The organism is Vibrio satsumensis (assembly GCF_050337435.1).
In the GTDB taxonomy this organism is placed as follows: domain Bacteria; phylum Pseudomonadota; class Gammaproteobacteria; order Enterobacterales; family Vibrionaceae; genus Vibrio; species Vibrio satsumensis.
The window spans coordinates 56,077-79,857 of the sequence record NZ_JAKJSX010000003.1 but is presented as its reverse complement, the minus strand read 5'-3'; the positions used below and the strand labels follow the sequence as shown (position 1 = coordinate 79,857).

The following is a 23,781-nucleotide window of genomic DNA, read 5'->3' as shown; positions in this document are numbered from 1 at the left end:
AAAAAGTCGTCAAACCCTCGGACTTCAGAACATTGAGGGTTCAACGACAAACTTAAATCAAAAAAGCGTAGGCAGCGGAATCAGTTCGAGCCCTAGTACGCCACTGATGCTCATCACCACCAGCAGAGAGACCTTGAAAACGGTCTTTGACCACTGAATGTAGTTGAGGCAATCGACCTTGCGGAATGTCACCTTGGTCCACATAAAGCAAACGGCCGCCGACACCGCTAGGTATTCATAACCCGCCTCTCCGAGTAAGAACAACGCCAGAGCAACTGCGCCAAACGCTACTACATACGCTTTCATGTGCTGATGTGCTTTATCGACGCCCTCTTTCACCGGTAACACAGGAATGCCTGCATCTCGGTAATCTTGAATGCGGAACATCGCAATCGCATACGAGTGTGGCATCTGCCATAAGCAGAACATGATGAACAGCAGAACGGCTTCTAAGCTCAAGTAATTCGTCACACCAAGGTAACCAACTAATGGCGGAACTGCGCCAGAGATACTGCCAACTAAGGTGCCGTAAACCGAATTACGCTTGTACCACATGGTGTAGAAAAAGACGTAAAACACATAGCCAAGCAACACCACCACCGCAGACATCGGATTAACGAATTGAAACAGCAACGCCGTGCCAGCCAACAACATGACTAACGCATAAATAAATGCGACGTCTATGTTGATGTTGCCCTGAACCAATTCGCGGTTCTGGGTTCGTTTCATTTTCTGGTCGATATCTCGGTCAAAGATGTTATTCACCACACAACCTGATGCAATCACAAGCCCTACACCCGCTAACGTCGTCAGTAACAACATCGCACTGGCTGGTTCTGTTTTGGCGGCGAGAAAGAACCCCGCCGCAACAGAAATCAGGTTGCCGAAAATGATGCCCGGTTTGGTAATAGACAAATAACTTTTCAGCATACCCGAGCCTACAACTTCATGTTGACGTTCATGTTGTAGATGATCCATACCGAGCCAGCGATAAGGATCAATACAACAATGGCGGTAAACATCAGTGATACCAAGTTCCAGCGCCCATCGGAAGATTTCGCTTCCATGTGCAAGAAGTACTTAAAATGCACAAAGATTTGCACCAGCGCGCAACCGAACAAGATCACGTAAGTTTCAGTGCTTGGTAGCGCATGTTCCCACACAATGTAGAACGGAATAATGGTCAGAATCAGTGACGCAATAAAGCCTTTCACGTAATCCGTTGCACCGCTATCTAGATGCTGTTCCATTACATCACCCCCATTAAGTACACGATGGTAAATACACAAATCCAAACGATATCAAGGAAGTGCCAGAACAAGCTCAAGCACTGGAAACGCATCGACATGTTGTCGTTCAAGCCTTTGGTTGAAAGCTGGTGATACGCCACCGCCATCCAGATAAGACCGAACGTTACGTGCAAACCGTGTGTACCAACCAAGGTAAAGAACGCAGAAAGGAACGCACTCTCTTGAGGACCATAGCCTTCTGCAATCAAGTGGTGGAACTCATACACTTCCATACAGATAAAGGCTAAGCCCAATACGAAAGTAACTTTGATCCATCGCTTGAGTCCTAGAACGTCTTTGCGCTTCATCGCAATCATGCCAAAGCCGAAGGTGATACTACTGAACAGCAGCATCATGGTTTCGACAAACACGAACGGCAGTTCAAAGATGTCTTTACCTGTCGGCCCAGCGATTGAGCCACTCTCAAGCACGGCATAAGTCGCGAAAAGCGTGGCAAACAGGACACAGTCACTCATCAAGTAAACCCAGAAACCAAACAACTTGTTGCCCGCGGCTTCGTGGTGATGATCATGCGAGTGTGCAAGATCATAAGTGTGTGACGGAGTATTAGCTTGCATACGTCGTCTCCAAATCATCTTTATTTTCGTTGTTATCACTGTCACCGTCAGCGCTGTTACCACGACTAGAATTGTCGCTTTTCACTGACTGTTTCTTCGCTTCTTCAAGCTGTGCACGTCGAGCCGCTTCAATCGCTTTGATCTCTTCAACTTCCACGTAGTAGTCCACATCGTCGTTGTAGCTGTGTTGAATACACGTCACCACGATGCCCACTAGGCTTGCAGCTGCTAACCACCAGATGTACCAGATCATTGCGAAGCCAAATGCCAACGCCCATGCAGACACATAAATACCTGTTGGTGTGTTCTTTGGCATATGAATACGTTCGTATTCTTCTTCCTGAGTTGGGTCAAACTCGCCACTTTGCTTTTGGTACCAGAACGCATCTAGTTCATCGCCCTTAGGCAGTTTTGCAAAGTTGTAGAACGGCGGTGGTGAAGACGTTGCCCATTCGAATGTACGTCCACCCCATGGGTCACCGGTTAGATCTCGGTTTTGGTCGCGGTCACGAACACTCACGTAAATCTGAACGAACTGACAAACAACACCCATCGCAATCACGCCCGTACCTGCAGCCGCAACCGCCAGTAGTGGGAAGAATTCAGGGTTGATGTCTTGGCTCAAACGACGCGTCATGCCCATAAAGCCCAGAGCGTAAAGCGGCAAGAACGCCATCAAGAAACCGATGATCCAGCAGTAGAATGCGCGTTTACCCCAAAGCTCGTTCAGAGTGAAACCGGTCGCTTTCGGGAACCAGTAACCAATCGCAGCAAAACAACCGAACACAACACCACCAATGATTACGTTGTGGAAGTGAGCAATCAGGAATACTGAGTTATGCAGTATGAAGTCTGCACCCGGTACCGCCATCAACACGCCTGTCATACCACCAACAGTAAAGGTGATAAGGAAACCAACTGTCCACAGCATAGGTGTTGTGAAACGGATGCGACCTTTGTACATGGTGAACAGCCAGTTGAAGATCTTAACCCCGGTTGGGATAGAGATAATCATGGTTGCGATGCCGAAGAAGGCATTCACATTTGCGCCTGAACCCATAGTAAAGAAGTGATGCAGCCAAACCACAAACGCAAGGATGGTGATAGCCACCGTCGCCCATACCAGCGAGGTATAACCAAACAGTTTTTTGCGAGAGAAAGTCGCAGTAACTTCAGAAAACACACCAAAGATAGGCAAGATTAGGATGTACACTTCAGGGTGTCCCCAAGCCCAAATCAGGTTCACATACATCATCACGTTGCCACCGAGGTCGTTGGTGAAGAAGTGCGTGCCGATGTATCTATCCAACGTCAGTAGCGCGATGGTTACTGTTAGGATCGGGAAAGAGATGATGATCAGGATGTTGGCACACAGAGATGCCCACGTGAATACTGGCATCTTCATCATTGGCATAGACGGAGTACGCATGCGCAAAATGGTCGCAAAGAAGTTCACGCCCGTTAGCGTGGTACCTACACCGGATATTTGCAGTGCCCATATCCAATAGTCGACACCCACTCCCGGGCTTGCCTCAATGCCGGAAAGCGGCGGATACGCCAACCAACCTGTGCGGCCAAATTCACCTAAGCCCAGTGACATGTTGGTTAGGATAATACCCACCACAAACAGCCAGAAGCTCAGGTTATTCAGATAAGGAAATGCCACATCACGAGCACCGATTTGCAGTGGCACGATGATGTTCATCAAACCAATAACCAAAGGCATCGCTACGAAGAAAATCATGATCACGCCGTGAGCCGTGAAGATCTGGTCGTAGTGATGTGGCGGTAAATAGCCTGTCTCACCCGCTGCGGATAGCAATTGCTGACTACGCATCATGACAGCATCAGCAAAGCCACGAACTAGCATCACCATCGCGACCGCAATGTACATGAAGCCTAGTTTTTTGTGGTCTACAGAAGTAAACCATTCATTCCAAAGGTATTGCCACTTACCGGCTTTGGTTACCGCGTACACCACTAAACTGCCCACTAGAGCGATCATGGTCAACGTGACCAAAATAATGGGTTCGTGGTAGGGAATAGAGTCTAGAGTTAATCTTCCAAACATGACGATTATCCTTGGGTTTCCGGCAAACAGTTCATTGAACCAGGGTGCTGGGTCACGACATCGGTGAATAAAAATGGTGGGATACTGGAGAACAGAGTCACAGGTTCAGCCACACTTGGCGCAGCCAATGAACGGAACTGCTCCCAATCTTCAATGCGATCAGGGCTTGCTTTCACTTTTTCCACCCAGTTTAGAAATGCCACTTGATCAGGCATGGCTGATGCAGTGAATTTCATCTGTGAGAACCCTTTGCCACTGTAGTTAGATGCAAAACCTTTGAAGTCACCTTCATGGTTAGCAATCAAGTTCAGCTTGGTCACCATTCCCGGCATCGCGTAGATCTGCGAACCAAGACGCGGGATAAAGAACGCGTTCATGATGTTGTCTGAAGTTAGCTTAAACGTCACCGGTACATCTTTCGGGAACGCAACATAGTTAACCGTCGCAATGTTTTGCTCCGGATAGATGAACAGCCATTTCCAGTCCAGAGAGACCACTTCGATCACCATAGGTTGCACATCACTTTCCAGAGGCTTTGAAGGCTCTAGTTCGTGTGTTGTTCGCCAAGTGATGGTGGCAAGAATCGCAATGATGATGATTGGAATCGTCCATACCACCACTTCGATCTTGGTTGAGTGCGCCCAGTCAGGTGCATACTCTTCTGTGGTATTGCTTTCGCGGTATCTATAAGCAAAGTAGATGGTCATCAGAATCACGGGGATGACGACAATCAGCATCAGCAATAGAGCCGTGATAATCAGCTCCTTTTCCTGAACGCCAACGCTACCTTTTGGGTCGAGCAATGCGGAGTTACATCCTTCGAGCATCAGGACGGTTCCCACCAAACCAATCCTCGACAGATTTGCTCTCGATAAAATGCGTTTATATCTTGAAGCTTCCATTAACTTTCTCGATGGTTATCCAGCCTCAGAACGAACGCCCGAGTACTGGTTGTCATGGTCATTAGAATATTTATGTGTTGAGCATGTGAAACGACGCATCTCAAAGCGAAACTGAATTAGCCACGATTTTGAACAGTAGAACTGCCGAATTAAAACGACAGCACAGCGCAGCCGAAACATTGCCACACGGTTAAAACCACACAAAAAATATGACTTAATTGTTACATTTTGAAATACATTGTTACATTTGGCGCATTATGAGGAGTCGAAATTGAAAGCTCACCAAACAAACTTGGAAACTAACCTTCCAGTTATGAAAGTGAAACATGGGAAATAGATAGAAAACCAGCTGCACGACATAGGCGTGCTACACATGCAAAACCAACGCTGATAAGGGATGAGTAAGAATAGGGAGAGTCGGCGACCAACAATGAAGAAGCGAAGTGATGTTTGAGTACATTAGAAAGAGCGAATTAAACAAAGTGTGACGATTGTCAAATTTATGAATTCACATAGGATTTTAATGGTATTTAGAAAAGATATTGCTCCAATCAGAAACCCATTAGATATTCGAATGACACGCTGCTTATCATTGATAATAATGCCAGTTAGGTGCCGAAGAATAGTGGCAAAGATCGACCTGAAAAGCCGATTTGATGAGTATTTTGATATGTTTCAAGTGGGTATTACTCCCCTCAAAGGAGAGGAGTAATGAACATTAAGAAGGGATTATGCTGTAGCTGTGACGACTTTCTTGCGCTGGTTTTTAGTCATTAAGTGATAAACCACAGGCACAAAGTAGAAAGAAATAAGCGTGGTTAATACCGTTCCGCCAACAATCGCGACCGCGAACGGGGGCCAAAAGCCACCACCAGCAATAATCAGTGGCATAAAGCCGCCAACCGTCGTAATCGTGGTTGAGCTAATATGCCGCGTACACGACATCACAGCTTCTACCACCGCATCCACATTACCGGATGAAGCTTGTTCATCGAGCTTTAATTCCGTCAGAATCACGATGGCAGCGTTAATCGCTAAGCCCGCGATCCCGAGCATGGCGATGATCACCGTAAAGCCAAATGGATACCCGAAGATCCACACCGAAAGCAACCCTAGGCCACCAGCTAACCCTGCCACCATGAAAATGATGCTACTCATTCGGAACGAGTTGAACGACATCACCACCACTAACACCATCAATACCACTACAACGGCGACATTCGAGATCAGGCTATTGACTGAATTGTCTCGTTCCGCTGATTCGCCACCAAAGCCAATCGTGTAACCCGATGGCATCTGATAGCTTTCTAAACGTTTTTGGAACTCATTAAGCACGGTTTGAGGCAAGACACCCGCTTCAATATAGCCCTCAATGGTATTGACACGCTGCCCGTTACGACGAGTAATCGCACCACGACTTGTGGTTAATTCAAGTTCGGCGAGTGTCGATACGTTAATACCTGTCGAGTACACCTCAGAACTGATTGGCAACCGAATATTGCTTAAATGCGCCAAGTTTTCACGCGCATCATCCGCGACGCGAACACGAATCGGCACCGATTCACTGCCCTCAATCACAGAGCCACTTTCACGGCCTGTAAGCGTAGTTTGCAACATGCCCGCAAACTGGTTCAGCGAAATACCGTTAAGTTTTGCCGTATCTTCATCGACCTTCAACCACACCTTAGGCGTACCCGGTTGCAATGTTTCTCGCGTGTGAGTGACATGAGGCACACCTGCCAGAATCAAGCGTACATCTTCACCAATCGCTTTTAACGTATCGAGGTTTTCACCATAAACACGCAGCTCAACTGGCGCGGTAAATGGAGGCCCTTGGTTAAGCTTTCGTACCAAGATTTGTGCTTCCGGTACCTCTTCATCCAACACCTTTTGCAGTTCTGGAATCAGCGCATTGGCTTGGTCAAAGTTCTCTGTTTTCACCATGGCTTGCGAGAAGTAAGGCGCGTTGTTTTGCCTTGCCTGCAAGTTGTAATAGAAAGATGGGAAATTAGCGCCCACTAGCCAATCAATGCGCTCCACTTCAGGGTAACGATGAATGATGTCATCGATTTTTTCAGAGGTATTTTTGGTCGCATAAATGCTCGCTTGCGGTGGCATGTAAACTTGAATCTCAAACATATCTCGGTCTGATGGCGGGAAGAATTGCTCAGTCAGTTGAGACATGCTCCAGTAGCCAGTAAACGGCACCAACAATACCAAAGCAATAGTGATGATTGGATGTGTGACACCAAAGCGAACAGAAGATGAGAACCAACGTGTTAATGCAGGAATTCTTAAGCCTGTCATATACCAGTGATGTTGCCCTTTCTTATCGACATCACTGAGTTGTTTCGGCAGTAACTTGGTCGCTAAACCTGCAATCAAGGTATGCGAAATCACATAAGAACCGATCAGTGAGAAAGACACAGTAATCGCGATACCACCGACAAACTCACCCGATGCACCCGGCATCAGAATGATCGGCGCAAACGCCAATACGGTGGTTAATGTTGAGCCCAGCAAAGGCACCCACAAGTGCTTCAAGGCATTCATGGTCGCTTCCGCTCTGTGCTGCCCTTTCAAACGATACGCCTGAATGGTATCAACCATTACCACCGCGTTATCCACCATGATCCCGAGCGCGACTATTAAGCCCGTCACCGACATCTGGTTGATTGGCACGCCGGTCATCTTCATAATCGACAGTGTAAGCAGCGAAGTCAGTGGCAGAGAAATCGCCACCAATATTGCAGCGCGCACACCTAAAGTCACGAACAGAACAATCAAGATCAAGCCAAAACCGATCATCAAGCTCTTGCCTAAATCGTCTAAACGAGTTTCGGTATAGCCTTGTTGATTAAACAACACGGTGACATCGATATTGCTTGGCAGCTCTTGTTGAAACTTCTCAATCAGAGCATTCGCTCGTGACGTCCAGTTATCGACTCGGAGATCAGGGTGCATTCTCGCCGCGACAATCACACCCGGCTCACCATCAATAATCGCAATCTGATCTTGTGGGGTTTTCTCGCCACGCCTCACCGATGCAATGTCTTCCATGCGGATGATGTGACCATTGCTGTCGGTCGCGATTGGGACTTGTTTAATGCGTTCAATCGAATCCAGTTCCGATTCAATCTCTAAACCAAAACGAGAATAAGCACTGACCAATTCACCCGCCGAGTTCTTAGCATCTGCCCCTTCTAGCGACTCTGCGATGTTTGAACTCGAGCGACCAAGCGCTGCAGCATCAGCCGTTCGTAGACTTATCTGGATTTCTTCTTGTGGCATCCCGTATTCATCTACGAATTCAGTGCCCGAAAGGGTTCGTAGCCGCTTAGCCAGTTCTTTGGCATAACGCCCGAGCGTTAATCGGTCAGGCTCGCCTGCACCAGACCAAGTCAGAGATGCGATGGTTGTAAAAGCGTAGGTATGGTCACTGTCGAGATCGGGAGAATGCGCACCCGCAGGTAAAATGGATTCGATGTCAGACAGTTTGTCACGCGCTTGCGACCAGACTGGTTCGGGCTCGGTAATGGTATCGTTAAGTTCAAGCGTGACAATTGATACGCTTGGCCTTGAAGTTGAGCTCACCAGCTTGACTTCACTCAGCTCACGTAGCTTGTTCTCAATCACCTCAGTAACTAAGGTTTCTACACGTTCGGCACTGGCACCGGGAAAGCTGGTTGTGATGTTTGCATAACGGTTAATGATCACTGGATCTTCTGCGCGTGGCAGCGTCATGAAGGCAGAAATACCACTCACCATGAGTAGCGCTGTCATCAAGATGAGCAATCGAGTATTGGAAATAGTCTCTATGATTTTCATACTATTTCCTATTCAGCAGTAACGCTGGCTGGCTTCACGGTTTGACCAGGAACCAAGCGATGTAAACCACTCGCGATCACGTGTTCGCCATCCTCGATTGCACCACTCACGTACGCTTGCTGATTATTGGCAAACAACACCTGAACACTGCGACGTTCAACCTTATTGTCTTCACCCACTACAAAGATGTTCCACACACCGCGCAGGCCATCAATCAAACCCGTTAATGGCACCCAATAACCTTGGTCGTCGATTTGCTCGTCAAACTTAAGATACGCAAGTTGACCTTCTAAAACAGTCGCTTGCTCAGGGAAAAGATAACGTAAAGCGACACTGCGAGATTGCGTGTCGACCATGGCACCCGGATTTAGCAGCGTCACTGTATAATCATCTCGCCCAACACGAATGCTTGGCGCAGAGAGTGAGGTCACTTTTTGCATTTGGTGAGCTGGAATACCGATAAAAGCTTCTTTGCCTTCAGAAGCGAGTAACGTAAGAGTTGGATTGCCAACATTGACCACATCACCGAGCGACACAAAACGGGTTGCGATGGTGCCCGAATACGGCGCAAGAATCGTCGATTTCACCAGTTTGAGATCGTTGCCTTTTACCGAGGCATCAATGCGCAGTAAGTTAGCTTGCAACACACGCTGCTCACTGGTTAACGAATCAATTTCCGCTTCGGCACTAAAACCTTTTGCTTTCAGTGAACGCTGACGTTTTAAGTTCGCCGCAACAAGGCTCAGTTGAGCTTTCACTTCTTCGGCTTGCGCCTTTAGTTGGCTCGATTCAGTCTGTAACAGTTGAGTGTCTAATCGAATCAGGGGCTGACCTTCGGTTACTGTGTCACCGACATCAACCAGAATCTCATTCACTTTACCCGCCAGTTCGAAACCTAAATTGGCTTGCTGACCCGCCTTAACCACACCAACATATTCACGCTGCACTGCATAAGAGGAAGACAGCGCTAAGGCCATCGTTTCTACAGTTAAAATGGTTTGGATGCTCGAAGCCGTTTGATTGGTTGAATCAACCGAATCTTGGGCTTGTTCCTTTTCGCCACATCCAACAAGAAAAGCCGATAGAGACAACGCCACCGCACTTCCCTTCATCAATTTATACATACTCACTGTTCCTATGCAGTACTCAATCATGTTCTTTTTTTAGACTAACCAAACCAAACTAGACTGTCTAGTTTGGTTATGTTAAAAATAAGTTTCATCGTTAATGATTGATAAAACCATCACAAAAAGCATAATGCTTAGCGCAGAACCCAGTGTATTAAGCTGAGCAACACCAAGTACCAAGCAAGTAACGAGAAGCAGCACGTGACTAAAATCATCAAGAGTGAACAGAAGAGATCGCAGATCTTAACCGCAGCAAGCCAGCTTTTCTCTGAACATGGCTTCAAGATCAATATGGATCAGATAGCCAAAGCGGCGAACGTTTCCAAGCAAACGGTCTACTCTCACTTTAAAAACAAAGACGAACTTTTCGAAACCTGCATGCAAACCAAGTGTGCAGAGCGCGAACTTAGCCCTGCAGCCTTTGATATGAATGCGGCGGTGGGTGATGAGTTGGTGAAATTTGGTGTGAAGTTTCAGGATTTGCTGCTTGATGAGCAGTCACGACAAACCTTTCAGAACGCGGTGAGTCAATCCAACACGCACCCAGAGATCGCCTCTATCTATTTAGAAAGTGGCCCTCAAAAAACGACCAAATTGCTCGCCGATTACCTGCAATCAAAAATAGATTCTGGTGACCTTACTCTGTCGACGTCTAGCTCACCGATCATTGCAGCTCGTCAACTGCTGCTGATGTTTCATGGCAAATCAGCCTATTGGTCGTTCTTCGGTCACGATAGCGGCGAGTCAGAAGAAGAAAGGCTCCACTACACCCGTGAATGTGTCGCGCTCCTCTTGAACGGCAACCAGCCTCGCTAGTTGTCGCTCTATCTTTGAATAAAAAAGGCACAGAGAAATTCATCCTCTGTGCCTTATCAATCACTCTCACCAATAACAGCGTTCGGTTTATTGGGTATGTTCCACAACGATCAGCTCATCGGTATTGAACCCACGATCTTTCGACATCGCTTTAAACTTCTCCATCACTTCTGGTGCGACTTCAGGAGTTCTTGCTAGTAGCCATAAGTAATCAGTGTCTGGCCCAGAAACGAACGCGTATTGGTATCCTTCCTCTTCCAATTCAAACACCACATAGGCACCATAAAACGGACCGAAGAACGACACTTTTAAGTAACCTTGGTCGCTACCTTCAACAAAGTACGCTTTGCCTTCAGCCTCATTCCATTCGCCCTCTTCAGCCGAATAGCCGCGGTTAATCACTTTCACGCCGCCATCGTCGCGTAGGCTGTATTCAGCGCTCACATTACTTAAGCCGCGTTCAAACGAGTGGTCTAAGCGAGCCACTTCGTACCATTTCCCTAAATATCGATCCAATTCAAACTGCTGAACTGGCTTGACGGTTTCTGGCATGCCAACGCATCCGCCCAATAAAATCACACTCAGCAGCAAAAGTATTTTCTTCATCCTAACCTCGACTTGTTTTAATCGTAATACGAGTAAGTCATTTGAGTCTTAACTTACGTCCTTGTTAATACGTGAACCCCATTAGCATGGTTCATATAACATTAAATTATTCAGACGTTTATGGAAATCGTTTCGTTGGTGAATAAATCAAAGTCGCTTCATTGACTCTCGATATTGAGTAGGAGTCACCTGCTTATAAGATTTGAACTGGCGATTGAAGTTAGCTTGGTTGTCATAACCGACTTTTTCCATAATCAGATTCACAGGCAGAGGTGTATTTAGCAGTAAATCACACGCCACATTTAATCTAATTTTCTTCAACCGCTGACTGAAGCTCTCGTTGTAGTGCTTTTGAAACAGGCGCCTGACGCTACTTTCACTAACATACAAATGGCTAGCTAAGTCATTTACTGAAATATCGTGGATAAAATGATTCATCAGAAAGGCTTCGACCTTATCTAGTTTGTCGCTGACTTCGTCTTCTTCAACCGAGTTAAAAGTTGGGTTAATTAACTGCACGACTTCTTGGTCATCAATCAGCAGAGCAAACAGAGAGAATAGAGTCAGCAGCTGTTGATGAGGAGGCTGAACCATCACCTTATCTAGCAGTTGTGTTGCCCTCTCAGCGGTACTAGGAGAAAACTGCAATCCTTTCTTTGAGTCTTCTAGCAGTGTACGTAACGGTTCAAGTTCACGACAGCACGCTATCAACGGCTCAATCCAATCTTTACGAAACCAAATCACATGGGTTTCGCAAACACGTGAGTCATCACTGCTCTCTTCGGAATAAATGGCATGAGGCAAGTCTGGGCCAACCAAAATCATATGGTTATGGAACACATCGCTTTGGTGGTGGCCGACAAAGCTATGCCCCGAGAAGTGACGATGAATCGCTATCTCATATTCTTCATGTCGATGCCCACCGTAACTCTTGCTACCTTCAACGATTTTCTTGTAGCGCCATGACGCACCAATCCTTTGCGGCACCTTTTCTAAGTAACCTTTCATTACGACACTCTGTGACCCTCTAATACTGAAAGTATACCCATCAAACCATTTAAGTGAGCACTTTGACTGAAAAGTATTGGACATTGCGCTAACGGTACTCTTCCGACTTTCTCCGCTAAATATACTGCAGGTGAACTTAATCAGGAGAGCAACTATGGACACTTTATTAATAAAAATACGCGATATGATTCATGCAACACGTCAGCAGTGGATCGGAGAAATCACCTACAGGCACAATATTAAAGGTGATCACACGTGGAAACTCTATGGCTACAACTCTTATGACGAATACAAAAAAGATCTGCGTAAAAGCATGAGGCAAGAGTCGTAATCAAAAGCTCATTCAACGACAGCTTGTTGATTAAATACAGTTTTTATTTGTCATTCATGTAGAGTTTCCCACTGACCACTCGCTTTCTATACTTATTACACAGTGGAACATGGAAGACACAATAATGAACAACAAGCTCACTCTGCCACACACTGCATTGGCCATCTTAATCGCAGGTCTAAGTGCTGTATCACCGACTCTTGCACAAGCCAGCGCAGCCAATCAAGACCAAGCGGCTGACCAAATCTTCACTAATGCCGATATATACGGGCATCGAGAGTCAGACTCGATCGTTACCCATAACGGCAAGATCATATTCATTGGTGACCACGAACAGGCGCAGACTTTTAAAGGGCTGAATACCGATGTCATAGACTTGGAAAATGCCTTTGTACTACCGGGCTTCATTGACAATCATAACCATGTTTTTGAAGCCGCCTCGGAGCTGGGTGGTAATTGCGAACTGGATTCGGAAGCCACACTCGAAGAGCAAACCCCTTACTTAGAAGCGTGTAAAATCAATGCCGAAACCAATGGTCGAGGTTGGCTGATGGGTTATGGCTTTTCTCTGGAGTCTACACTCGACAGCGATTCGGAATACACACCACTTGAGATCATCGATAGTGTCTTTCCCGACCGACCTGTCGTGATCATGGAGCAGACTTCACACTCAATGTGGGTTAACTCCAAAGCACTAAAAATTGCCCGAATTAGTCCGCAATCGTCAGATCCACAAGGCGGCGCCTATTTAAAAGACCAAGACAGCGGCAAGCTCAATGGCATCTTATTGGATAATGCTGGCGACCAAATTATGGAGATGGCGTGGAACAGCCAAAGCGAACTGTTTGAGCAAAGCTACCAAGGCTTAGTGTACGGACTTGAAGAAGCGGCAGCACACGGTATCACCACCATAGGTGACGGTCGACTGTACTGGAAACGCGGTTGGTATGATGTTTGGCTCGAAGCGGAGCAAAACCAGGATTTGACTGCTCGCGTGTCATTACGCCCTTGGGTTTACCCATCAATGGCAATGCCCTCTCAATTAGAAGTGTTTGAGAAGATGTATTCCGATGACAAAAACCGTCTACTGCTGGTCGATCAGGTGAAAATGTACAGCGATGGCATCTTTATCAATGGCACAGCAAAAACGCTCGCTCCTTACTTAGATACTTACTCACCAAGCTTTCCTAATGGCTTGAACTACATTCCACCAGCACAGATGAAACAGTGGTTAACGGCCCTAGAAAAAATCGGCTTTAGTGCCCACATACATGCCATTGGTGACGGTGCGGTTCGAGAGTCTTTAGATGCCATCGAGAGCGTACGTAAACAAGGTTCGCAAAAGCCATACACGCTAACCCACGTTGAATTGATCAATGATGAGGACGTTCCACGCTTTAAACAACTCGATGTTTCGGCGGACTTCCAGGTCGGGTCAGACTACGTAGCACAGCACGATCACGAATGGGCTAATGCCTTCTTAGGTGCGAGACGCGCAAAAGCCATGATGAACCTCGACGCAATACTCAAAACCGATGCCAATATCACATTGAGCAGTGATTGGAATGTGCACGACATCAACCCACTGGTGGGCATTGCTAATAGCTTGATCATGGGCAAAACCGGTCTAACCGATATCTACACAGCCATCGACGCTTACACGCTTAACGCAGCTAAAAGTCTAGGAATTGACGATATAACGGGAACGATTGAGGTAGGCAAGTCAGCGGACTTCGCCATTCTCGACCGTGACATCACCACTTTATCAGCAAGAGGCATTGCCAAAACGCAGGTGTTGATGACGGTGTTGCGAGGGGATGTGGTGTATCAAAACGGTGAATAGATTTTACAACCAACAATAAGCAACACTATTCACCACAAGGAAACAATCATTACATGTCATTTTCAGAATATTAGTTTTCGCAACAGACAGGTTAAATAAAGTAACTACAATGCCGCAACTTTTTACAAATAATGAAGTTACATATGAAGAAACATTTAATTTTACTTGCTGCGTTAACATCTTTACCTGCTGCTGCGAATGACTTCTCTTCTATCTCATTTGGTGCTCAATATGGCATTGATGATGGCCTATCTGACTCAGTAATTGGGCATGCAGAAAGTAGCCTTGGTGGGTACGGTCGTTTATCTTGGAATTTCTACGACCATATCTTTGCTGACTACAACATCAGTTATAGCTCATTTGATGGTCCTAGTTTTCAAAGCCAACATTTTTCAACATCAACCTATGCTTCAACAACAAAGCAAGATTTCGGCATTGGCTACTACTTCGAATTAGGCTCTTATTCACCTTATATAAAAGTAAACAAGACATCATTTAAACAAAGCTACAAAGGTACAACCGGAAGCTTTACTCCTGGCACAAATGGTATAACACCACCTGACATATCTGATGCGAGCTACACCGCGGATGGTTATGGTTTAGAGCTAGGCTCATTCATTCATATGAGTGCGAATTGGACGCTGAAAGTTTTAGGTAGCATGAGTAAGCTTGAAGAGAGCGGTCAGGACATTGACTTATACGAAACGTATGCCATTTCAGATACGAAATTCGGCAGCAATTGGGCTTTTGAAGCAGCGCTCGGCTATCGAAAACTCAAAGCTCAAGGTGCCGACTTAGGCGAATTCATGCCACAAGTTGGTCTAAAATACGATTTTTAAATCTCTGTTTAATAGAGACTTATAAACTGAATGCTATATAGCTCAGATTTTTAACCCTTTTAATAAAAACACGATTCTGAGTTTTCTGTGGCATATCTATATGTACATACACTTCGATAGACCTAAAAGGGTTGGTATTTAGTACCAACCCTTTTTTCATTTAATACTAAATTAGAATAATCAAATGGATATGGGTCAGATTATTAATATAAAAATCCGCTCAAACTTTCACACGATTAAATAGCGTAAAAATTAACAAGTCGCTCACTGTAACCAAAGTTAGCGGGTGTGTGATTAATTTCCACTATAATATTCCCAGACAGTTCTCCATCTGTTTTATACACTGGACATGATGCAATATCGGATAAGTATGACTCTTCTGTTGGAGCGCTGAAGTAATAAATTTTTTGTAGATTACATTCACCTACCTTCATTCCCAACGCTTCAACTTCAGAACGCTGACGGTAGTAATGAGGACCGATATCAAGAAGATACTCAGGACTATGTGTATAGATCTCGCTAGTGTAGCGCTCGGTAAACTCACTCTCCGCAATAAAGTGTTCATTTTCCATGCTGTAAAGCACATTCAGGTGCCAGTAGATCAACTCAGATTCATCACTTGTTGATACTCCCGGCTTGGAGTAAACACACTGGATCTGGCTATGGGGAACTTCAAGGCTCTGATTAGATTGGACATTGTTACGAAGGGCCTTGATACCACAGCGATGCATCGTAAAGCCATCTTGCTTCATCGATTCAGCCACTTGATTCATCGATTGGTATTGAACGTAGACACCTTCAGGCGATTCACCGGTGATAACGTTACTATTATCAGCATAAGCAAACGGACTTAGGCAGGCAGTTACAGACACTAACGCTATTGTTTTTTTCATTATTATTTTTCCTTTTTGATTGGCGGCAGGAAAATAACCCAGAAACCAAGTGCGCAATAGGTTGTATATTAATATTTGTGATCTTGGTTGAAGCAATGATTGGTTTTGTGAATATTTCAATTTGTGGTTTTTATATGGAAGAACAAGAATCCCATAAATTAGCCATACTAATATAAAGGCCTTATAGTTAACAAAGACTAAATTATTGAGTATTCTGTTTAAATGGACATGTAGAACCAATTAACGAGAGGGGTACCCACTTACAAAGAGATATGCATGGATTAATTAATAGATTAATTAATAGATTAATTTTACAATCCTGGATTACTCTAATGAGGAATATCGTGTACGTGGGTGGTATTTACCTATAAGTGTTCAGTAAATAGAATTGATAATATACCTCCTTTATACTAAATTAATATATCACCGATAACATAGTGTTATCGGTATCTAAAAGACAAAATGAGCTGGGGAAATACAATGAAAAAACTCGTACTAGCAATCATCTTGACATTATCATCAACAAGTACATTTGCAGATCAGAATACTCAAAATGATAAAGGTGGCTTTACCGGCCCAAGTGCAGTGAAAGTAAAGACTGTTGAGATGGCTTTAGAAGCAGAAAACGACACACCAGTAATATTAACAGGTCATATTGTTTCTTCATTGGGTGATGAAGAATACCAATTTAAAGACTTAACCGGCGAGATGGTTATTGAGATTGATCAACGTGATTGGAACGGTATTGAAGCAACACCCGACACAAAACTCATAATTCAAGGGGAAGTTGACAAAGACTGGGAAGATACCGCTATTGATGTGAACACGATTAAACTAGCAAAATAATTTTCAACCCTAGTGAAAAAGAAAGAGGTCAGAAGTAATTATCTGACCTTTTTTGTATAAACTAGGAACCAAAACCACATGACTCACGTTTCGGGAGCAATCTACCTAACTTCATTTTTAGATACTGATTGAGGTTTTGATAAAGAAAGAGATACACCAGAAAAACTTCGGAACGCATTGATCATGATGTAGAGATCTTCATCAGCTCTAGGCACCTCGCAAGTTTCAAAGTTGCCAGAGCGATAAGGTCGGCAATCGTAAGTACTTTTCGTTGGTTGCGCGCCAGAACGAATGTAGAGATCAGCATCCCCTACTCCAGACTTGATAACGATATTCACGTCCGTGGTGCGATTTGCTGCTTTAAGCACAAACAATTTCTGTTGTCCGGACGTCGCGGCAAGATCGGTAGTCACGCTTCCTAAAGTGACCTCAGGAATATCATTGTTCGGCTCACCGACTGAGCCATCTGGCAACGTATCACCAAAGTATGAAGACACGAGTGGCCAAATCTTACTCATTTTCACGCCTTGGTTTTCACAACCTCCAAAATGATGTAGCGCAATCGCTTTGTTATTGTCGGCGCGTAAAACGGGTGAACCGGATGAGCCACCAATGGTGTCACAGAAGTAGCCAGTGTCAGTATTGGTACCTCTACCACCAGTTGAAGCTACATCAATCTGACACATTCCCGAGCCATTTTGGTCACTTTCAATTGCCAGTTCTTTCGGTTTGCCTGCTCCGTGTTGAGGAATGTATATACCATCTCCAAAGATGGGTTCTTGGGCATCTAGGCCTAGATAACCAAACGACGCTATTTTGGCGAAATCATCAACGGTGAAAAGCGTGTAATCCAAATCATAATCGGTGCTGAGTATTTTGCTCCCCATCACTTTTACCATGGTGGCCATAGATCCATCACAAGTGCGACGCTGATAATTAAACCACACCTCTGTATTTCTCAATTCAGACTCAGATGCGACACAATGGTTATTGGTGAACATATGGTTATTAGGCCCAACGCGCCAGGCGGTACACAAACTACGCCCATTAATTAAAAGCCTTGCAACGGGTGTTGTCCAAGCCACTTTACCTGGATGAGAGTCTTCCCAGCAAGCAACGTCTTTGCGTTCATTCACACCACAGGTCGATAGCGTCGCTAAGGCCTCTTCGTCTGCACTTTTACCAGCCATGTAATAATTAATTTCAAACTGAACATGCTGCCCGTTTGAATTGGAGGTTGATTCAATAACGACAGAATCACTGGAAATCGATTGAGCGAACCAATCTATTTGGCTCTCACGATACTCCACAACCTCACCAGTAATGTTTGACTTAATACGTAACACGCTCCCTTTCGGTACAGTAACAGACTTGAAATGAAGCTTAATGAATGACGCACCAGCGTGTTCAAGTTGCAGTGTGTGTGTACCACCCGATGTCTCAACCAACTCTTGGTTCGACAACTGATGTTTCACTTCATCGGCAATAACCGGAAGATCTGGTTGAACGGGAGGATACGGTTGAACGGAAGGGTGCGGTTGTGCATTAACGAGCGAAGAAAAGAACCATATTATCGCAAGCCCAAGGTTAGATAAGATTACTTTCATTGGATTTCCTTTATCGGTTTGTGGTGTTCCCTTCACAAACATATGTGTAAAAAACACATGTGACACAAAATGCATATTAATTTTTGAGTAAAGAAATATCGACACCAATGACAATTGAGAGCATTCAATAACATAGCTCTCAACAGTACTTATTCGTACCTCTCTAGCTGTACAAATTGATGAGCAACTTGAAGACAAAAAGAATCATGGATAAGCAGCGAATTTTGCTATTCTGAAGATAGTTTCGGCAGAGCTATACTCTTCATATTGCCAATAGGGGAAGACTTTAACTGGCAAATAGAGCTGCGAGGATTAGATTCGTAAAAAGTAAATAAGTGGAATGCAGATAAACAGAAACAAAAAAGGGCCAGCAAATCTGCTAACCCTTCTCAACCAAGAGTTCGTTTCAAACTCTCTACTTTACTTAGCTTCCGCTTAGGCTGTCTTTTCATTCAAGTTTGCGTCTGGCTTATCATCCAGAGCAAAGTAGATCTTCGATACAATCACTTCAGCAATCAGAATCGTAAATACCACGGCGAAGAACGCCACTACACCATTCCAAGGGCCTGTGAAGCTCACCTTGTCACCGAACATAAGGTTTATCGCTTCTAGCATAACGAATTTTGAGCCCACAAGAATAATGTATGTCGACAGTGCTCGATACACCTTAGGTGCTGTTCCAGATTTCTGTTTAAAGTAATCCGCTACCTTGTGCTCTAAGCCAATAGAGAGCTTCAACAATAACTGCAGTAACAACGCCGCTATCAAAGAAATAGTGAAAGATTCAATGTTGACGAAGTCCCAGTACTCATCGAAAAAGTTAAGCACTACTAAGTCCACCAGCACGGCTAACGTGTAACCTACGAATAGACGTTGTGGTGTGTTGAACCCGTAAACTTTGTCTGATTTAGTCATTCTGTCTCTCTCTCTAATTTGATAAGTAGCCTTGATTTGAAATACATCTTAGCGTTCGAATCGAAGCAAAACTTACCATTTGATGACACCACCACAATTCCATTCGAAATTATTAGTTTTTATAGATTGATCATTTCTCACACCAATAATTCACTCCCCTCTATAAAGCAATTTTCAAAAATATAGAAAAGCACCAAAAAATAAGTCTCATCATTGCTTGTCACCAAATGGCCATTATTCAAATTCTGCGCGCCATAAGATGATTCCATCAGCGACACACACTCATTTGAAAAAGGTGCAGACTATGAAAAAGCTAATCACTAACGCGAACGTATTTAACGGTGTTGATAACAACCTAATCGAGAACGTATCTATCCTAATCGAAGATAATCTTATCACTCAGATTGGAGATATTGACCCAACGGTTGCCGATGAAATTATTGATGCTCAAGGTGGCACAGTAATGCCCGGCCTGATTGACGCCCACGTTCATATCACGCTATCTGCCCCTTTCAATGTCATTGATACGATGACTCGTGAAGAAGTAGCGATTCGCTCAGCGAAGATTTCAGAAGAGATGCTGATGCGCGGCTTTACTACTATTCGTGATGTAGCGGGTAACACGCTTGGTCTTAAGAAAAGTATCGACAACGGCTACGCGACTGGTCCACGTATTCTTCCTTCAATGGCGGCTATCTCGCAAACGTGTGGTCACTCGGATTACCGTCAAAACCAAGCACAAGAACGTTTAACCAATGGACACGAAGACTCACCAATGATGAAGCAAGGCTCAATGAAAGTGGCCGATGGGCGTTCAGAAGTATTGAAAGCGGTGCGTGAACAGCTATTCATGGGCGCGTCACAAATCAAGATCATGGCTGGCGGTGGTGCATCTTCAACCTTCGACCCGCTAGACACATTGCAATTTACATCAGACGAGATGAAAGCCGCAGTTGAGGCCGCTTCTGACTACGGCACTTATGTCGCCGCGCACATCCACACCTCTGATGCGATGCGCAGAGCAGCAGAAGCAGGCGTGATGTCTTTCGAACACGCGACTATCATGGACGACGACATTGCAGAGATCATTAAAGAGAAAGGCATCTGGGTGATTCCTTCTTACTTTACTTCTTCATTGATTGCAGAGCGCAAGATCCCGTTGCCAAATGAAGAGACGTACCGCAAGACAGAACGAGTGGGCAAAGCCATGTTCAAATCGGCAGAACTGATTAAGAAATACGATATTCAGAACATTGCTTTTGGTACTGACTGTGTAGGCGAAACCAATGTGCATGCGACACAGTTGAACGAACTGGGTGCGATTGAGCAAGTATTCGATACCATCACCGCACTTCGCATGGCGACATCAAACTGTGGACGTTTATTCGAAATGTCAACTTACCAACACCCTTATCAAGAAGGCAAACTAGGCCAAGTAGTTGAAGGGGCATATGCCGACCTATTGATCATCGACGGTAACCCTTTAGAAGGCGTTGCATGTGTAGCGAATACAGAGAGTCAAAAACTGATCATGAAAGACGGCAAGGTGTATAAAAACACGCTTTAACCTCTGAACCCTCTCCCCAAAAATAAACCTAGGGCAAATAACCGAGACTGTTGACTTGGTTGTTTGCCTTTTTAGTTCAGAGGTACAAATCAAGACCCAAACGTTTCCTTTTCCTGCACAAGTCATTGAGTGAATAGCACGAGCTAAATACATGCTCAAAAATAACACATAAGATTACTCTGTATTTTCTTGCTACTATTAAAAACAGGTTGTTGAATTAAGGATAAAATAGCAATGAAGCTAATACTTACTGCACTATTGCTCGGTACCTTGCTGTTACTCAGCTCAGTGCTATCAGGATGCAGTAACTTTAGAAACCTATCTCATGAAATAAAAGAAATTGATTCTATAACCAATCAATACCAGCTTATCTTGAACCAACCAGCCACAGACTCAGCCGTAGTTATTGAACAAATCAAAGACATCAATAAAAGCGAAGTGGATGGTTACGACGGAATAATCGCTAGTGACCGTATCGACTTACAGCTATCGAACAACATCCATTATCTACTTGTCTTTGAAGATAGAAATCAAGACTTAACCCTACAAGCAGACGAAGCATTCAGTGTCATTAACCTTCGTAACCATCAAGACAAATCCACCATTGAAGTATCCCTGGAAGTTAATGAAAATGAAGTCCCAAGCGCGTTTGTTGATCGCTCACTCTCTTCACTGTTGAAAATCGAACTGGATCTTGTCGATATTGGCACTGTCGTGAGCCTAGAAGATCCTCCTTTTGACAGAAAAAACGCCAAGCTCGGGATGTGGCAGCCACTAACATTCTTGCTCGAGCATAATGCTGGGGTCTACTTTTTATCAGAGTACGACCCGAACAAAATCCCTGTATTGTTTGTTCATGGCATCAATGCCACCGCGTTAGACTTTGCTCCGCTGATTGAAAAAATCGACCAATCTAAATATCAAATATGGGTATTTAACTACCCTTCAGGTTTGTCTTTGGCTTTGAACTCAAAGGGCCTGAATAACCTAATGCACACTGTCGTCACTCAATACAAGATTCAACAATTGCATGTGGTCGCGCACAGTATGGGCGGGCTTATCGCCACCAACAGTCTCCGTCAGTGCAGCATTGGGCAGCTGTGTGATTTTGTTAGTAGTATCACCACTATATCTTCCCCGTTCGGTGGCGTGGCATCAGCCAAGCAAGGTATAGAGTACGCCCCTGTCGTGATGCCTGCTTGGGTAGATTTAAACCCAGACGGTAAGTTTATCGCTGATTTGTTTTCTGACAACAATGACAACAACACACCACATTTTCTCGCGTTTGGCTATAACTCGGGCGAGCTGTTCAATACAAAAAGTAATGATGGTGTCATTAACCTCTCAAGCCAGTTGTCGCGCCCAGCCCAACTGCATGCATCACAAATCCTCGGCTATGATGAAGACCATACCAGCATCTTAGACAACGATGACCTGTTTGAAGACCTATCCGACTTTTGGTTGAGAGCAGAGCAAGGGAAATAACAATATTTCATCACACCTTTCTCCTCGAACGCCCCCTCAAGTTAAGTTAATCAACCCATGTCGATTAACGACCAAGTTGGAGAACCTTTTTTGACGTTGTCGAACTAACTGTTCCCAAAAATGATTTATAACCAAGTAACGAAGGTGGTCAATAGTATGACAATCTCATCTAGTTATTTTACAGCATACTCTTCGAAAATAGCCTTACCAATTTCATTAATAACTTGGTTACGTTCTGGCATTGATAGATTGGTTTGTGTCAGGTAGATACTAATGATTAATGGCTCGCGCTTGTCAGTCCAAATTGCTGCTGTAATACCGCGCGAACCGTTAGCACCTGCGCCAGAGCGATCAGCAATAGACCACCCTTGTGGCAAAACAGAACGCAGTAAAGAATCGGAAACAGTGTTCCCTTGCATCCATTCCTTAAGTTGTTTTTTTGAATTTTGAGCTAATACATCTTCGAATAAAATATGACGTAGGGTCTTATTCATCGCATTTGGCGTCGTTGTATCTCTAGGGTCATCAGCTTTGGCTTGGTTTAGTTCAGGTTCAAAACGATCTAATTGAGTTACTTCATCTCCGGTCAAACGTAGAAACTCAGTGACACCCAGTGGGCCTCCGATATGCTGTAAGACTATGTTTGCAGCAGTATTATCACTAGTTTTCATCGTAGCTTCACAAGCATTTTCAATGGTGATTGAACTGCCAACCATGTTTGTTGTTATTGGTGACCAAGCGATTAATTCATCGGATTTTACCGGCGCCATTGTACTTATATCTAAAATGTCTCTATCAGAGTCTTGTAGCATTTTTGCACATGCTAATGTCTTGAATGTACTCATCATAGGGAACCTTTCATTCCCTTTATAGTGCCATTGTTGATCCGTGGAATCTAAAACTGATACACCTATTCGTCCCAAGGTGCGTTGTTCTATAGAATAGACCGAGTCGTTTAATGTTGAAGCGGTCGATAAAAAAGAAATGCACAAGCAGCTCGAAAGTAAAATTGATTTTTTCATGATAATCCGATTGTTCATGTAATAAGACTAAATTTACGGAGCGAAATAATACAGGCCATAAATTATAAATCAACAATGAATCATATTAAGTTTTTATGAAAAGAAGAGTGTGTTTATGGAGCGTTATTTTCTACTCAAACTAGGATGAAGGCTGGGCTATATGAATCTCATACACATAAGTCAACTATAAGTTGCGAATAACTCATTT

Annotated in this window: 20 protein-coding genes; 7 read left to right on the top strand and 13 right to left on the bottom strand. The window is 44.4% G+C overall.

Features of this window, described 5'->3' with window-relative positions; translation table 11 throughout:
• Positions 1-57: 57 nt before the first annotated feature.
• From cyoE to L4C44_RS00495, 7 genes are all read right to left on the bottom strand, one after another.
• On the bottom strand, positions 58-978 hold the full coding sequence (gene cyoE, locus L4C44_RS00525) for a heme o synthase (protein WP_428804163.1): 921 nt from the start codon (positions 976-978) through the stop codon (positions 58-60).
• Entirely contained in the window at positions 939-1,250 is a 312-nt protein-coding gene (gene cyoD, locus L4C44_RS00520) for a cytochrome o ubiquinol oxidase subunit IV (protein WP_114633190.1), read from the bottom strand. The genes cyoE and cyoD overlap by 40 nt, the downstream gene beginning before the upstream one ends.
• Entirely contained in the window at positions 1,250-1,867 is a 618-nt protein-coding gene (gene cyoC, locus L4C44_RS00515; protein ID WP_016786087.1) for a cytochrome o ubiquinol oxidase subunit III, read from the bottom strand. The genes cyoD and cyoC overlap by 1 nt, the downstream gene beginning before the upstream one ends.
• Positions 1,857-3,938, bottom strand: coding sequence for a cytochrome o ubiquinol oxidase subunit I (cyoB, locus tag L4C44_RS00510; protein WP_372151909.1), 2,082 nt, complete (start codon positions 3,936-3,938; stop codon positions 1,857-1,859). The genes cyoC and cyoB overlap by 11 nt, the downstream gene beginning before the upstream one ends.
• Positions 3,939-3,943: 5 nt before the next feature.
• On the bottom strand, positions 3,944-4,840 hold the full coding sequence (gene cyoA / locus L4C44_RS00505) for a ubiquinol oxidase subunit II (protein WP_080968015.1): 897 nt from the start codon (positions 4,838-4,840) through the stop codon (positions 3,944-3,946).
• A 729-nt stretch (positions 4,841-5,569) separates the two neighbouring features.
• Positions 5,570-8,668, bottom strand: a complete 3,099-nt coding sequence (locus L4C44_RS00500) for an efflux RND transporter permease subunit (RefSeq protein ID WP_428804162.1) — start codon at positions 8,666-8,668, stop codon at positions 5,570-5,572.
• Between the two features lie 8 nt (positions 8,669-8,676).
• Complete coding sequence (locus L4C44_RS00495) at positions 8,677-9,792, bottom strand: efflux RND transporter periplasmic adaptor subunit (protein ID WP_428804161.1); 1,116 nt, start codon at positions 9,790-9,792, stop codon at positions 8,677-8,679.
• 204 nt (positions 9,793-9,996) lie between these two features.
• Between L4C44_RS00495 and L4C44_RS00490 the strand changes: the two genes are divergently transcribed.
• Entirely contained in the window at positions 9,997-10,611 is a 615-nt protein-coding gene (locus L4C44_RS00490) for a TetR/AcrR family transcriptional regulator (protein ID WP_327784033.1), read from the top strand.
• A gap of 87 nt (positions 10,612-10,698) precedes the next feature.
• Here the strand turns inward: L4C44_RS00490 and L4C44_RS00485 are convergent, their stop codons facing one another.
• Both L4C44_RS00485 and L4C44_RS00480 read right to left on the bottom strand, forming a co-directional pair.
• Entirely contained in the window at positions 10,699-11,217 is a 519-nt protein-coding gene (locus tag L4C44_RS00485) for a lipocalin family protein (protein WP_146491805.1), read from the bottom strand.
• A 147-nt stretch (positions 11,218-11,364) separates the two neighbouring features.
• On the bottom strand, positions 11,365-12,225 hold the full coding sequence (locus L4C44_RS00480; protein ID WP_428804160.1) for a helix-turn-helix transcriptional regulator: 861 nt from the start codon (positions 12,223-12,225) through the stop codon (positions 11,365-11,367).
• A 154-nt stretch (positions 12,226-12,379) separates the two neighbouring features.
• Between L4C44_RS00480 and L4C44_RS00475 the strand changes: the two genes are divergently transcribed.
• The 3 genes from L4C44_RS00475 (at position 12,380) to L4C44_RS00465 (ending at position 15,238) form a co-directional block, all read left to right on the top strand.
• Positions 12,380-12,556 carry a hypothetical protein gene (locus tag L4C44_RS00475; protein WP_428804159.1) on the top strand — a complete coding sequence of 59 codons (177 nt, stop codon included), beginning with the start codon at positions 12,380-12,382 and terminating at the stop codon, positions 12,554-12,556.
• Between the two features lie 124 nt (positions 12,557-12,680).
• Positions 12,681-14,399 (top strand): amidohydrolase, encoded by a 1,719-nt coding sequence (locus L4C44_RS00470; RefSeq protein ID WP_428804158.1) that lies wholly within the window; start codon positions 12,681-12,683, stop codon positions 14,397-14,399.
• A gap of 143 nt (positions 14,400-14,542) precedes the next feature.
• Entirely contained in the window at positions 14,543-15,238 is a 696-nt protein-coding gene (locus tag L4C44_RS00465) for an outer membrane beta-barrel protein (protein ID WP_428804157.1), read from the top strand.
• Positions 15,239-15,474: 236 nt separating this feature from the next.
• Here the strand turns inward: L4C44_RS00465 and L4C44_RS00460 are convergent, their stop codons facing one another.
• Entirely contained in the window at positions 15,475-16,131 is a 657-nt protein-coding gene (locus tag L4C44_RS00460) for a hypothetical protein (RefSeq protein WP_428804156.1), read from the bottom strand.
• Positions 16,132-16,611: 480 nt separating this feature from the next.
• Here L4C44_RS00460 and L4C44_RS00455 point away from each other — a divergent pair, with 480 nt between their 5' ends.
• A complete protein-coding gene (locus tag L4C44_RS00455) occupies positions 16,612-16,977 on the top strand; it encodes a YgiW/YdeI family stress tolerance OB fold protein (protein WP_146491801.1) in 366 nt (121 codons plus the stop codon).
• 101 nt (positions 16,978-17,078) lie between these two features.
• On the opposite strand, the gene L4C44_RS00450 is transcribed toward L4C44_RS00455, so the two are convergent.
• Together L4C44_RS00450 and L4C44_RS00445 are read right to left on the bottom strand one after the other, a co-directional pair.
• Complete coding sequence (locus tag L4C44_RS00450; protein ID WP_428804155.1) at positions 17,079-18,584, bottom strand: trypsin-like peptidase domain-containing protein; 1,506 nt, start codon at positions 18,582-18,584, stop codon at positions 17,079-17,081.
• A gap of 435 nt (positions 18,585-19,019) precedes the next feature.
• On the bottom strand, positions 19,020-19,499 hold the full coding sequence (locus L4C44_RS00445) for a hypothetical protein (RefSeq protein WP_146491799.1): 480 nt from the start codon (positions 19,497-19,499) through the stop codon (positions 19,020-19,022).
• A 304-nt stretch (positions 19,500-19,803) separates the two neighbouring features.
• Between L4C44_RS00445 and L4C44_RS00440 the strand changes: the two genes are divergently transcribed.
• Positions 19,804-21,066 carry a metal-dependent hydrolase family protein gene (locus L4C44_RS00440; protein ID WP_285952875.1) on the top strand — a complete coding sequence of 421 codons (1,263 nt, stop codon included), beginning with the start codon at positions 19,804-19,806 and terminating at the stop codon, positions 21,064-21,066.
• Positions 21,067-21,300: 234 nt separating this feature from the next.
• Positions 21,301-22,551: a lipase family alpha/beta hydrolase gene (locus tag L4C44_RS00435; protein ID WP_428804154.1), complete on the top strand. Its 1,251-nt coding sequence runs from the start codon at positions 21,301-21,303 to the stop codon at positions 22,549-22,551.
• Between the two features lie 173 nt (positions 22,552-22,724).
• On the opposite strand, the gene blaGMA is transcribed toward L4C44_RS00435, so the two are convergent.
• The gene (gene blaGMA / locus L4C44_RS00430; protein WP_428804153.1) at positions 22,725-23,573 is read right to left on the bottom strand and encodes a GMA family class A beta-lactamase; all 849 of its coding nucleotides are present in this window, start codon (positions 23,571-23,573) and stop codon (positions 22,725-22,727) included.
• Positions 23,574-23,781: the final 208 nt, after the last annotated feature.